The sequence below is a fragment of the Corynebacterium sp. HMSC034B08 genome (assembly GCF_001835805.1).
Taxonomy (GTDB): domain Bacteria; phylum Actinomycetota; class Actinomycetes; order Mycobacteriales; family Mycobacteriaceae; genus Corynebacterium; species Corynebacterium coyleae.
Map to the genome: position 1 here is coordinate 446,318 of NZ_KV825964.1, position 12,785 is coordinate 459,102.

Consider the following 12,785-nt stretch of genomic DNA (forward strand, 5'->3'; position numbering starts at 1 on the left):
TTCAGGGCCGTTACTGGGCTTGCAGAACAAACGGTTCCGCGGGCGGGCTCGGCGGGATATTTTCCTTATCCAACATCCAGCTCGCAATCTGGCGGAACACCGGCGCCGCAGACTGGCCACCGGCACCGCCGTCGAGTACACCGCGCTGCGGCTCGTCCAGCATGACCGCCACAACAAATCTCGGATCGTTCGCCGGGGCAATACCCGCAAACGTAATCCAATACTGGCTCTGTGAGTATGCGCCCGTTTCCGGGTTCACCTTCTGTGCAGTACCTGTCTTGCCAGAGAACTGGTAGCCCTCTAGCGCATTTCCTTGTGCAGTACCCGACTGGTTGCCGGTCGGGTCTTCTTGGAATGCGGCACGGAACATATCCACCGTTGTACGCGCCGCCTCCTTGCTCACCACTTGGTTGCGCTGCGGCTCATCCTGCGGGATATCTTGCCCGTCCGGTCCGACGATGCGCTCGATGATGCGTGGCTGGATGCGCTCGCCGTCGTTGGCCAACGCCTGGTACACACTCGCCATCTGCAGCGCAGTCCAGCTCATGCCCTGACCGATTGGCAAGTTGGCAAAGGTACCGCCCGACCACTGTTCAAGCACCGGCAGCAGACCCGGCGACTCATTGGGCAATTCAATGCCGGTCGGAGCACCGATACCGAAACGGTTGAGGTAATCCCAGTAGCGCTCCTCGCCGAGGCGCTGCGCCAACTGCAATGTGCCCACGTTGGAGGACTTACCGAAGATGCCTGCGGTGGTGTACGGCAGAACATCGTGCTGCCAGGCGTCGCTCACTGTCACACCGGCCATGTCGATCGAGCCCGGCACCTGGTGCACCTCGAACGGGTCAGTCACCCCCTGATCGATTGAAGCCGCTGCAGCGATGACCTTTGCCACCGAGCCTGGCTCGAACGGGTGCGAGATCGCTGGGTTCTCAAAATCCTTACCCTGCTTGATCTGCTTTTCAATATCCCCGTTCGGGTTGATGGTGTCCGTATTGGCCATCGCCAACACCTCACCCGTGTGAGCGTCAAGGACGACAGCCTCAGCCGACTTTGCCAAAGAGTTTGCCTTTGCCTGCTCAAGCACTTGCTGCACATACGTCTGCAGGTCGAGGTCCACCGTGAGCTCAATGCGCGCACCAGGTACCGCTGGCACCACATCGCGCAGGGAGCCCGGAATGGACTGCCCACCTCCCGAGACGTCCTCGGTCGAGCGGCCGTCGATACCGGTAAGCACCGCATCGCTAGAGGCCTCAAGGCCGAACTGACCGTGCCCGTCCATGGAAACCTTGCCAATGATGTTCTCCCCCACAGCACCGTTCGGGTACTGGCGGATGTCCTGCTGGTCAGCAGCCACACCGTGGAACTTCGCCGCCACCTTCGCAGCGACATCGGGGTCAACGTTGCGCACTAAAACTTCGTACGACGTGTCGGCGTGGAGCTTGTCCAAAATCTCCTTGGCACTGACACTGCCCACAGTGCGCAACTGCTCTGTGTCTGTACCCGTAGGCTGTGGATCAGTTTCGCCACCGATCATGCCGGGGATCTCATTCGCCATTGTGCGCAGCACGTCTTCAACGCGGGCGTCGAGCTGCGCGTCGATATCTGCCTTGGGGACGCCGTCGATACGCATCTGCAGCTCTTGCTGCTGTCGCAGTTCCTCACGCAACTGCTTCGGCGAGACCGTCAACGACCTTGCCTGCATCGTGTACGCCAACTGCTTGCCGTCACGGTCCACGATCTCACCGCGACGCGCTGGCTCAACATACTCGCGCTGGCGTTGCACCTTGGCAACTTCACGCAACTCGCCGCCGATGATCACTTGGACCCAAAACAGGCGTGCGATCAGCAAGGCTGCAACGCTGAGGAACACAAGCGTCAAAAGGAATACACGGTGGTTGGTGATGTGACGCTGACTCTTCCGTGGCGCCGGACGCTTCCGGGGTGTGCCCGTGGATGTCACGTGCCCTCCTCACCTACCAAATCTGCTCATTGACTCGTTTATCATGCCCCGCACAAATGCGAAACGAGGTTGCGCCACACGCCTGCGGCACAACCCCCACCGTTAACGTCTATTCGCCGGCGGGCACATTTGCCTGATACGGCGCCACGTTGGCAACCTGCGGTGCTTGCTGCGGACGAGGCGGAGCTTGATTGCCACCTGGAACCTGAGTCAGCGCATCCGCCAGCTCGCGGGTTGCACGGCCATCACTGCTTGCACGGCCCTGCCGCAACGCTTCGCCGTTAACGTCGACAATCTTGGCAACCTTTTCTGGGTTGAAAGGCCGGCGCTCTTCAGCACGACCATCTTCCATGACCTCCACTAGGCCAGGTTCTCCAGCGACCACCATGCCTGCGCCTGCAGCGCGCTGTGCGATCTCCGCAGCAGAACGACGATCCTCTAAGTCACGGTTGAGCGACTCGACCTCGTTGGCAAGTTCACGCTCCTTCGACTGCAGCTGCTGGATGGTGAAGGTTTGTGTCGTGGCCACGCCGGACAGCAGCATCGCTATAGCAATACCGATCACCAGCAGAGGCACCGCAAGTGCGGACACTGCGGAAAAACGCGACGGCGCCGCGACCGTGCCAACCCGACGCCCACGCACAGACACAACCTGCTGCGAGCCGAGGCGCCCCCGCCCTCGGGAGTGCGGCACATGCGGCTTCACACCCGGCATCGTGCGACGACGTGCCGGAGCGCTTGTACGGCTGGTGCGGGCACTGCCATCGCGCGTCAGCGTCATCGCGCGGGAGCCACCTCGTGTGTCTCGTGCTGCCATGGTGTCCGTCCTCAGATGGTTGTGTGTTGTACGTGGTTTGTTGTGGGTTATGTGGTTGTCGTTGAGTGCTTAAGCTTCTCGACGCCGCGCACCCTCACCGGTGCTGCACGCGAGTTGCGCTCAATCTCTTCCTGCGGAGCCTTTTCCGCCCCGCGGGTGATGAGTTTGAACGTTGGCTCGGTGCCCGGCAGATCCATCGGAAGTCCCGCCGGCGTCTTTGAAGCTGTCAGTTCAGCGAAGGCAGATTTGACGATCTTGTCCTCGAGCGACTGGTAACTCATGAACACTGCTCGCCCGCCGACGCCGAGCAAATCCGTAATCACCGGAACCACTCGCTCGACAGCCTCAAGCTCGCGGTTGACCTCAATCCGCAGCGCCTGGAAGGTGCGCTTCGCCGGGTGACCGCCAGTACGTCGCGTGGCGGCCGGGATGGTGCTGTACAGCAGTTCCACGAGCCGGTCCGCACGGTCAAACGGCGCACGCTCGCGCTCCTTCAGCACAGCCGACGCAATCTTGCCTGCGAAACGTTCATCGCCGTAGGACTTCAGAATCCTCGCCAGGTCTCCGTGCGAGTACGTGTTAAGTACCTCGGCCGCAGTGATGCCGGTGGTCGGATCCATGCGCATATCCAGCGGTGCGTCACCGCGGTAGGAAAAGCCACGCTCCTCCTGATCCAACTGCATCGATGAAACACCGAGGTCGAACAGCGCACCAGCCACACCGTGCTGCCTCACAAGGTCGAAGGTCTCGCCCTCCCCCGATGCGATCTCGTCGCCGATGTAGTCGAACCGGCATTGCACCGGAGTGAAACGCTCACCGAACTGAGCCAGGCGCTCAGTCGCCTGCTGCAGCGCATTCGGGTCGCGATCCACACCGATCACGCGCGCTTGCGGGAATACGTTGAGAAAGTGTTCGGTGTGGCCACCGGCACCAAGGGTTCCATCGACAATGACGGCGTTGGCGCCGAACGCCTCTACAGCTGGGGCCAGGAGTTCGGCCATGCGGTCGCGCATGACCGGCACATGCCCATGAGGGTCTGCAGCGTGTGTGCGGTACACCATCCGGGCTCACCCCTCGCGGTCAGTTAGTCGTCGGCTCCTTCTAAGCCGGGGAGTATGTAGAGCCCTGTCCGGGGCGGCTGTTCTGATGTCGGGGAAGTACACCAGAATGCTTCACGCCCCGGACAGAGTCCGTACACACTCTCCGAATTGGTTGCCCGCTGTTGGGTAGTCAGTCCTACAGCAGACCGGAGAGAATGTCGTCGTCATCCGCCGCGGAGAACGCGGCTTCAGTCTCTTCTTGATACTTATTCCAGGATTCAAGATCCCAGATCTCGAGAAAATCCACAGAACCGATAACTACGCACTCCTTGGAAAGGCCTGCGTACTCACGGTGTGCCGGCGACAGGGTGATACGTCCGGACCCATCGAGCGTTTGCTCATCCGCACTGGCAGCCAGATTGCGGATAAACGCGCGCGCCTTCGGGTTCGTCCTTGATGCTGCAGCGGCCTTGCGGGCGCGTGCAGCAAACTCGTCCCGCGGGTACACCGCGAGGGAGTGGTCCTGTCCTTTGGTCACCATCAGGCCGTCTGCCAAGTCCTCACGGAACTTCGCAGGCAGCGTCAGGCGCCCTTTGTCGTCGAGCTTGGGAGTGTAGGTTCCCAGAAACATCCGGCGACCTACCTTCCTTCACCTTCAGAGATTGGCATTTGCAGTTTTCTCGGCTTCGCTCCGCATTACGCACGTAGTCAAGATGCGCACCACGGTGCTCCGCTGTGCCCCACTTTAACCCACTTCCCCCCACAAACGCCACACTCTGAGCAACTTAGTTCCCACAACAAGAAGAATACGCAGGTCAACGGCCACAATCCCCGTGGGGCAATTACCCGCCAATGTCCCCCACTTACCGCCACATCCCCCACTACAACCCCATCAATCACCTATAGGCACACGAGACGCAACCCGCTCCGAACGTCCTTTAACAGGCAAAATGGCCGGATCAAACCAACGGGTGGGGCAAAGTGGGGAATGTGGGGCGAAGTGGGGATAAAAAATTGCCCTCCCGAAGAGACCGGGAGGGCGAAGGGAAAGCTAAAAGCTACTGACGATCCTCAAACCGTCGACGGAAGCTCTCCTCCAGGCTAACACTGCGCGGCGAGCGCGACTTGGACTGAGCCTGCGCTCGCTGCAGCGAAACACCAGCGGCAGCCGGGGTACGGAGCGCCATGATCCCCCCATAGAACATCACACCGAAGCCGACGATGCTCAACACCACAGTCCACAGACTCCACGACGCCAGCGCCACTCCCCCAAGAAGAAGGACAAGGCCCAGCACAATGAGGGCGAGGCTACGCATAGTCAGCCGGCCCGACGGGTGCGAAGCACCATACCCAGAGGACGGAGCGACCGAGGAACCGAACTTCGGGTCGTCTGCAAGGAGCGACTGCTCGATCTCGCGCAGTGCGCGCATTTCCTGCTCAGAAAGAGACACTACTTTCTCTCCAGATCCCAGCTATGAATGAACAATGTATGGATACAACGAACATCGTACCCACATTGTTCCCGCGCCTTATTACGCCGCCATCGGCGCATCACCCCCAGTGGCGTCCAGGAGAAAGTCCTCAGCCGAACCGATAAGGCTTGAGACCACGACCGGCGACGGGTTGTCGTCGATCCCAGACGCCACCCTCGCCCGGCGCGCCGAGTATGCAGAAAATACCGTCGCCCAGTGCTGGCCACTTTCCCCGGTGAGCGCGAGCTTGTCCCACGCATTAGTTGGCAGCCGCTTCCGCTTCCGGAGCACAATGCTGCGAGCGTTGCATGCGCCAGCGATGCGCAGTGCAGCCCGGTATGCGTTTTCCATTGCAAGGTCGTAGCGCCTTGCCGCAAAGTCGGTGTGTGCCTGTGCAAGCAGTGCCTCCGCAGAGAAGATGAACGAGTCAAACTTTCGCGGCGCCCCCATATCCCCGTACGCCCTGCCCGTTGTGGCTGAAACTACGCTTCCCATGACACTTTCCCCTTTCGCTGTTACCAGTGCATGTCGCCTTTTGATTGCCCATGACCCTAGAAGTCACCCACGACACCACAACCAAAAATTAGCACGTGTGTTCGACTGTTCGAACGAGGATGTGTGGTCAAGCCCCGCAACAGGCACATAAGTGGTTCGATAGTGGGGTGCACATTGAGATCCAAAGGCTGACCAAGGCGGAGTTTTCTTTCCTCGTGCCACGGTTGGTGGACATCTACATGGAAGCTATGGGGTACCCCCAAACCATGCGCGCGCAGCGTTTACGCGTGTGGCGTGGAGAGGTCACCTGGCCAGGCTTTTCCGCCGTGGCCGCAATCTCGGACAACAGCGTCATCGGAGTGGCCTACGGTTTTCTCGGCGCGCGGGAGCGCTGGTGGGACCAACAACTCGTCAAAGCACTCACTCAGCAACGTCTAGACGGCATGCTTTCTGACGACGACCGTGCGCTACTGGCCAACTACTTCGAAATCGCCGAAGTGCATGTGGATCCGAGGCACCAGGGCCGCGGCATTGGTGCGGCGATGCTCAGGGAACTGCTCGCATCGACATCAGCTCGTTGGGCTGTCCTATCTACTCCCGAGGTAGACGGCGAAGCTAATAACGCATTTGGGCTTTACCGCAAGTTTGGGTTCCAGGACGTTGCTCGCAATTTTTATTACGGAAGCGACCCTCGCCCGTTTGCGATTCTCGCACTCGACATGGCGGGCACACCTCATGTCGGCGAGGCTGACTAGGGTACGTTCCAGAGAGATTTTCGTAGACGACGGTGAGGAGCAGCGTGGCTACACACGAATTGGGGATTGGGAACTTAAGTGCGGTGCCTGGTGTCGTCGAAAAGCATTTGGAGCAGTTTTTCGACGAACACGGGCCGGCAATTTCCGCGATCGGTGAGCCTGTCTCGGAAGCAGTCGCGCACTTGCGCGCGTTCACACTGGGTGGTGGCAAGCGAGTGCGTCCGCTGTACGGCTGGGCCGGTTTTGTCGGCGCCGGTGGTTTGGAAACTAGCGGCGAGGACCCAAACGCGGTCTTGCGCGCGATGAGTGCGCTTGAGTTCATCCAGGCGTGTGCGCTGGTCCACGACGACATCGTGGACGCCTCCGATACCCGTCGCGGAAACCCCACGGTGCACCGCAGTGTGGAGGCCCAGCACCTCGAAAACCATTGGCTGGGTGACGCTGCGACGTTTGGCGTGAACACCGCAATTTTGCTCGGCGATCTCGCCTTAGTCTGGGCGGAAGATATGTGGCGCTACTCCGGTGTTTCGTTGGAGGCGCTGCAACGCGCCGCGGAACCGTGGGTGGGCATGCGCACGGAAGTCATCGGTGGGCAGATCCTTGATATTTCGTTGGAAAGCCGTGGCAGCGAGTCTGCGGACATGGCGGATCGGGTGAACCGGTTTAAGACCGCCGCGTACACGATCGAGCGTCCGCTTCATCTTGGTGCGACTATTGCTGGTGCCGACGATGAGACCATTGCGGCATTCCGTGGTTACGGACGCGATATTGGCATCGCATTCCAGCTTCGCGACGACCTCCTCGGTGTCTTCGGCGACCCAGCAATCACCGGAAAACCTGCGGGCGATGACCTGCGCGAAGGAAAGCGCACTGTCCTTTACGCGACGGCGCTTGAGCTTCTCGATGCCAACGATGCCCACGAGCTCCGCACCGGTGTAGGTACCGCCACCGACCCAAAGGTGCTTCAGCGCCTCGCCGATCTCATCCGCCAAAGTGGTGCGGAGGATGCGGTCGAAGAGCGCATTAACCGTCTCACCGCGTCCGGCATTGCTCACCTGGATACCGCCGGTATTACTGCTGAAGCTCGCCAGGCACTGTCCGAGTTGGCCCACAAGGCCACAGACCGGCGTATGTGATGGCCGGTAAAATCCGGCCGATCCCCCTCGGCGTTGTCGCAGCCGTTCTCATCGCGATCGGTTCCTTTGGTGCCGGAGCGACGCGTTACCGTGACGGCCTCATGCGCTCGATAGGCCTTGAGTTCCTCACTTACGGCCACGGCCGCGGCATGATGGACGGCCTCCTGATGGCGGGCACTGGTCTTCTCGTGTTTGCCTGGCTGTGGCTGTGGCGCACCCGCCCAGGCGAGCAGACCGTGCTCCGTGCGGTGTGGTCGTGGGCCGCTCCACTCGCCTTGAGCGCACCAATCATGTCGCGCGACGTGTACTCCTACCTCATGCAGGGGGCAATGCTTCGCGACGGCTTCGACCCCTACTCCGAAGGCGCCGCTATCAACCCCGGCCCGTATTTGTGGGAGGTCTCCCACGACTGGCGCAACACCACAACGCCGTACGGGCCACTGCACTTGGGCATTGGCAAAGCGGTGACCACGATTGTCGGCGACCACGTCGCGTTTGGCGTCGTTGCCTACCGGCTGATCGCGCTGGCAGGTTTCGCGCTCATTGTCTGGTCGGTACCGCGCATCGCGCGCCTCGCAGGTGCTAGCCCCGGGTTTGCACTGTGGGTAGGTGTAGCCAACCCTGTCATGCTGTTGCACCTGATTGGCGGCATGCACAACGAGGCGGTCATGGTCGGCCTGGTGTGCGCGGGCCTGTACCTGTGCATGCGACACACGTGGTGCACCCCCGGAATCGTGCTCATCGCATGCGCGGTATCGCTCAAGGCCACGGCTGCGTTCGCGTTGCCGTTTGTGGTGTGGCTGATGGTCATGCGTCGCGCCCGCGTCCACGATGTGCCCCACCACCTCGCCGCGCTTGCCGTCTCTGGAGCCTGGGCGCTGGCGGTCTCGGTCGCCGTCATCCAGGTGGTGACGTGGGTCTGCGGCTCAACGTGGGGTTGGCTCGAAGAAATCACCGGTAACTCGAAGGTGATCAATCCGCTGGCTGGTCCGACGTTCGCCGCAGAACTGATTACCCCGCTCGTGCAGTTGGTCAACGACGACTTCAGCTACAACACAACGCTTGCAGCCACCCGCACGGTGTTCAGCTTCGCGATGCTCCTCGCGCTCGTGATCACGTGGTGGTGGTTCCGCCCGGCGCGCGGCAAGGACTACGCGCCGCGGATGCTGGCGGGCACCACCGTGGCGTATACGGCAGCGTTTGTCACCAACGCGGTAACGCTGCCGTGGTACTACGCCTCCATCTTGGCGCTCGTGGGCACGTTCCGGGCACCGGCCTGGGTAGCTAGAATTACTACCGGCGCATCCGTCGTCGTGGCACTCGCGTTTACAGGCAGCGGCAACCACAGGCTCTACGACGTGTGGTTCCTCGCCGCAGCCTTCATCGTCGCCGTGGTAGCGACTCGCTGGGTGTTTAGAATGCCATCGCTTGCGCACGACGAATAACTTCGCGCGCTTTCTGACCATGCAAGGCGTCAATCGGGCGCCCCGGTAGCGAATCCTCTTCGGTGTAGAGGAATGTGAGGATCTCCTCGTCGTTGTAGCCGCCATCGGCAAGCACGGTGATCGCGCCTGAGACGAACTTCGACAGCCCATCCTCACCGATCAGCCCAGCCGGGATGAATTTTTTACCATCCCGGATGTACATGACAAGTTTGCGGGCACCGACATAGTCGTGCACACGAGTGACCGGAACGCCCAACGCTTCGGCGGCGTCGGGAAAGGCCAGCAAGGTTTCGTCGCTAAGCAATTGCTCGAGATTCGTTTGTGTGCTCACGGCGCACGATTCTACCCTGGGGTACATGGCAACACTCGCTCCAGGCACAACTCTCGACGAACGCTACGTCGTGGACCGCGCCATCGCCCGTGGTGGCATGGCCACGGTGTATCGCTGCATCGATTCCCGCCTGGGCCGGGAAGTCGCTGCGAAAGTCATGCACGAGCAATACGTCCACGACGCTGTGTTTCGCGACCGCTTCCGGCGCGAAGCCCGCGCGATGGCGCAGCTCAGCCACCCTAACTTGGTCAACGTGTACGACTTCTCCGCGTCCGGCAACAACGTGTTTCTCATCATGGAACTCATCACCGGCGGCACGCTGCGCGAATTGCTCGCCGAGCGTGGTCCGATGCCTCCCCACGCAGCCGCCGAAGTGATGCGCGGCATGCTCACGGGACTGTCCGTCGCACATGAGAAAGGCATGGTGCACCGCGATATTAAGCCGGACAACGTGCTTATCGACGCCTCCAGCCGCGTCAAACTCTCCGACTTCGGCCTCGTGCGCGCAGCCGCCGAAAACACACATTCGACCGACCAAATCGTGGGCACCGTCGCCTACCTCTCCCCCGAACAAGTCGACGGCAGCCCCATCACAGCCGCATCGGATGTGTACTCCGCCGGCATCGTGTTGTTCGAACTCCTCACCGGCCGCACGCCATTTCACGGCGACACCCCCATCGCGCACGCGTACGCACGCCTCCATGGAGATGTGCCCGCGCCGTCCTCACTCATTGCCGGGGTGCCAATGCTTTTCGACGAGCTCGTCGCCACCGCAACCGCCCGCACCCCCGAAGCGCGCTTCCGCGATGCGGGAGAATTCCTCGCCGCACTCGACGACGTAGCAGCCGAACTTGCACTGCCGGACTACACCGTGCCTGCCCCGCGCAACGCCGCAGCCACGCGAGCCGCAGCACACCCGACTAACTTCGGACTAGTCAACAACGCCACACAGCGACGCCTCTTCCCCGATGACGAGGCGCCAACGCGAGTCGCCCCCGCAGTTGAGAGGCCAACTAAGCAGGCGTCCCCAGAACTGCCGTCACGCAGCCAATGGCCCGCTGCACAGGCGTCTCCGGCTCCGGTTCCGGCCCCCGTTCCGCCTGCAGCCGCCCCCGTGCCCGCACCCGTGCCACCACGTGCACCCCGGCCTGCCGCTCCCAATCCGGCAAAGCGCCCCGCAGTCAAGCCGGTAACTAACCGCTCTCTGATCGGTGTCGTGCTCTACACCGCTGTTGCAATCGCCGTAGTAGCTGCGGTTGGTCTGGGCGCATGGTGGTTCGGCTCCGGGATGTACGGCGACATCCCGGAGATCGTCATCCCGCGGTAGCGCTGGCCGAGTAGCGCTGTCTTAGTAGCGCAGCATCTCTGCAACGAGGAACGACAGCTCGAGTGCCTGCTCGGTGTTCAGACGCGGGTCGCAAGCGGACTCGTAACGGCCCGGCAGATCCACATCAGTGATGTCCTGCGCACCGCCGAGGCACTCAGTGACGTCTTCACCCGTGAGCTCGATGTGAATACCACCCGGGTGGCTGCCGAGTTCGCGGTGGACCTCGAAGAAGCCCTGAACTTCGTCGATGATCTTGTCAAAGTGACGCGTCTTGTAGCCATTGCTCGACGTGAACGTATTGCCGTGCATCGGGTCCGACTGCCAAATGACCTTGTGGCCGGAGGCCTCAACCGCCTTGACAATGCCAGGCAGTACTTCGCGGATCCGGTCCTGCCCCATGCGGATCACCATGGTCAAACGACCCGGCTCGCGGTTCGGATCAAGCTTATCTGCGTAAGCGACAGCCTCTTCTGGAGTGGTGGTCGGGCCCAACTTGATACCGATCGGGTTGCTGATCATCGCGGCGAAGTTGACGTGGAAATCGTCGATACCGCGGGTGCGCTCACCGATCCAGAGCTGGTGGGCGGACAGATCGTAAAGCTTCGTCTCACCCTTCGAATCCGTGGCCAAACGCAGCATCGCACGTTCGTAATCCACCAACAGCGCCTCGTGAGATGCGTACACGCTGGACGTACGCAGGTTCGTGTCGCTGACGCCACAAGCATCCATGAACGCAAGCGAACGCGAAATCTCGCGAGCAAGTGCTTCGTAACGCGCACCCGCCGGCGAGTTAGTCACGAACTCTCGGTTCCAGTTGTTGATGTTGTGCAGGTCCGCAGTACCGGACGCCGTCAGGGCACGCACCAAGTTCATCGCCGCCGACGAGTTCGCGTACGCACGCACCATGCGGGCCGGATCGTGGCGACGAGACTCCTCGGTCGGATCCACACCGTTGACGATGTCACCGCGGTAATTCGGCAAACCATTCTCATCAAGATCAGACGAGCGCGGCTTCGCGTACTGGCCAGCAATACGAGCAAGTTTGACCACCGGCATCGACGCACCGTAGGTCAACACCGCAGCCATCTGCAGCAGGGTCTGCACGTTGGCACGGATGTGTGGCTCGGTGTTGGACTCGAACGTCTCAGCACAATCGCCACCCTGCAGCATGAACGCCTTGCCGTTGGCGACGTCCGCTAGATGCGACTTGAGCCCCTCAACCTCGGGCGCGAGCACGACCGGCGGGACGGACTCCAAAATCTTGCGAACATACTCAGCCTGGGCAGGGTCCCACGACGGCTGCTGCTTCGCATCGCGGGAAATAACATCTTCAAACTGCGCGTTTAAATCTCCCGGCAGCGGCGGCAGATCGGGCAGTACCTCTTTGGGGATATCAATAGTCCAGCTCACCGTTCTATATTTAGCACGGATTACTGCCCCAGTACAGGCGGTACAGCCTGCAACTTCTCACAAGGCGGTTTTATCGTCTCACATTTTGGATACGGTGCCGTCGCGGTTCAACGGCAAATGCTCCGCACATACACGAAACTTCCGCAGATTATGGCGCGCATCAACGAGAGCATCGTGGTTGCCCTCCGGCACCCGTGGCAGGCGCGGCTTGCCTGCCATCTGCCAATACTGCTTCAGCTCGCAGGTGTAGCGCGGCAGCGAACGCGGCAGACCGGACATGTCACCCCATAGTTGCGCGAGCACCACGTGGTCATAGGCGCCAACCCAAGCCCACAGTTCTGGCCTGGTGTCACCCGAGGTGAGAAACTCATAGACCTCGTTACGGATGCGCTCCAGCGACTTCCACACTGGTTGGTTCTTCGGAGGGAGCTTCGACAACACGTGCGCTTTGACCCAAGCGTTGGCGCGTGCTGGGTCGAACTCATCGGACACCGCATAGTATTCGCGGCCATCCTCAGCAACAATGCCGATGGACACCAGCTCGATGGTTTCGCCGTCCTCAATGAATTCGGTGTCGTAGAAGAATCTCACTGC

The 12,785-nt window shown here is 61.2% G+C and carries 12 protein-coding genes and 1 pseudogene; 4 read left to right on the forward strand and 9 right to left on the reverse strand.

Translation table 11 applies throughout. The features are described 5' to 3' along the window. Positions 1–10 precede the first annotated feature (10 nt). The 6 genes from HMPREF2656_RS08545 to HMPREF2656_RS08570 all read right to left on the reverse strand — a co-directional run bounded on the left by HMPREF2656_RS08545 (position 11) and on the right by HMPREF2656_RS08570 (position 5,787). Entirely contained in the window at positions 11–1,963 is a 1,953-nt protein-coding gene (locus HMPREF2656_RS08545) for a peptidoglycan D,D-transpeptidase FtsI family protein (protein ID WP_083279395.1), read from the reverse strand. 109 nt (positions 1,964–2,072) lie between these two features. After that, positions 2,073–2,780 (reverse strand): cell division protein FtsL, encoded by a 708-nt coding sequence (locus tag HMPREF2656_RS08550; RefSeq protein ID WP_141761047.1) that lies wholly within the window; start codon positions 2,778–2,780, stop codon positions 2,073–2,075. Positions 2,781–2,827: 47 nt separating this feature from the next. Then, positions 2,828–3,841 (reverse strand): 16S rRNA (cytosine(1402)-N(4))-methyltransferase RsmH, encoded by a 1,014-nt coding sequence (gene rsmH, locus HMPREF2656_RS08555; protein WP_070483991.1) that lies wholly within the window; start codon positions 3,839–3,841, stop codon positions 2,828–2,830. Positions 3,842–4,016: 175 nt separating this feature from the next. Further along, positions 4,017–4,451 (reverse strand): division/cell wall cluster transcriptional repressor MraZ, encoded by a 435-nt coding sequence (gene mraZ / locus HMPREF2656_RS08560; RefSeq protein WP_070422186.1) that lies wholly within the window; start codon positions 4,449–4,451, stop codon positions 4,017–4,019. Between the two features lie 427 nt (positions 4,452–4,878). Then, positions 4,879–5,271: a DUF3040 domain-containing protein gene (locus tag HMPREF2656_RS08565; RefSeq protein ID WP_070422185.1), complete on the reverse strand. Its 393-nt coding sequence runs from the start codon at positions 5,269–5,271 to the stop codon at positions 4,879–4,881. Positions 5,272–5,352: 81 nt separating this feature from the next. After that, the gene (locus HMPREF2656_RS08570) at positions 5,353–5,787 is read right to left on the reverse strand and encodes an SAV_6107 family HEPN domain-containing protein (RefSeq protein WP_070816332.1); all 435 of its coding nucleotides are present in this window, start codon (positions 5,785–5,787) and stop codon (positions 5,353–5,355) included. Between the two features lie 167 nt (positions 5,788–5,954). On the opposite strand from HMPREF2656_RS08570, the gene HMPREF2656_RS08575 reads away from it, so the two are divergent. Genes HMPREF2656_RS08575 through HMPREF2656_RS08585 form a run of 3 tightly spaced genes read left to right on the forward strand, consistent with a single transcriptional unit; the run spans position 5,955 to position 9,123 of the window. Next, a complete protein-coding gene (locus tag HMPREF2656_RS08575) occupies positions 5,955–6,542 on the forward strand; it encodes a GNAT family N-acetyltransferase (protein WP_092102753.1) in 588 nt (195 codons plus the stop codon). Between the two features lie 44 nt (positions 6,543–6,586). Continuing rightward, on the forward strand, positions 6,587–7,678 hold the full coding sequence (locus HMPREF2656_RS08580) for a polyprenyl synthetase family protein (protein ID WP_070816333.1): 1,092 nt from the start codon (positions 6,587–6,589) through the stop codon (positions 7,676–7,678). Then, positions 7,678–9,123, forward strand: a complete 1,446-nt coding sequence (locus tag HMPREF2656_RS08585; protein ID WP_070816334.1) for an alpha-(1->6)-mannopyranosyltransferase A — start codon at positions 7,678–7,680, stop codon at positions 9,121–9,123. Before HMPREF2656_RS08580 ends, HMPREF2656_RS08585 begins: the two co-directional genes overlap by 1 nt. Here the strand turns inward: HMPREF2656_RS08585 and HMPREF2656_RS08590 are convergent. Further along, positions 9,092–9,454: an Rv2175c family DNA-binding protein gene (locus HMPREF2656_RS08590; protein ID WP_224213699.1), complete on the reverse strand. Its 363-nt coding sequence runs from the start codon at positions 9,452–9,454 to the stop codon at positions 9,092–9,094. The genes HMPREF2656_RS08585 and HMPREF2656_RS08590 overlap by 32 nt on opposite strands. A 25-nt stretch (positions 9,455–9,479) precedes the next feature. On the opposite strand from HMPREF2656_RS08590, the pseudogene HMPREF2656_RS08595 reads away from it, so the two are divergent. Next, positions 9,480–10,769, forward strand: a pseudogene (locus HMPREF2656_RS08595) (protein kinase); the annotation flags it as partial. A 33-nt stretch (positions 10,770–10,802) separates the two neighbouring features. Here HMPREF2656_RS08595 and HMPREF2656_RS08600 read toward each other — a convergent pair. Together HMPREF2656_RS08600 and HMPREF2656_RS08605 are read right to left on the reverse strand one after the other, a co-directional pair. Next, a complete protein-coding gene (locus tag HMPREF2656_RS08600) occupies positions 10,803–12,191 on the reverse strand; it encodes a class II 3-deoxy-7-phosphoheptulonate synthase (protein ID WP_070422179.1) in 1,389 nt (462 codons plus the stop codon). A gap of 78 nt (positions 12,192–12,269) precedes the next feature. Further along, the gene (locus HMPREF2656_RS08605) at positions 12,270–12,782 is read right to left on the reverse strand and encodes a polyadenylate-specific 3'-exoribonuclease AS (RefSeq protein ID WP_070422178.1); all 513 of its coding nucleotides are present in this window, start codon (positions 12,780–12,782) and stop codon (positions 12,270–12,272) included. Positions 12,783–12,785: the final 3 nt, after the last annotated feature.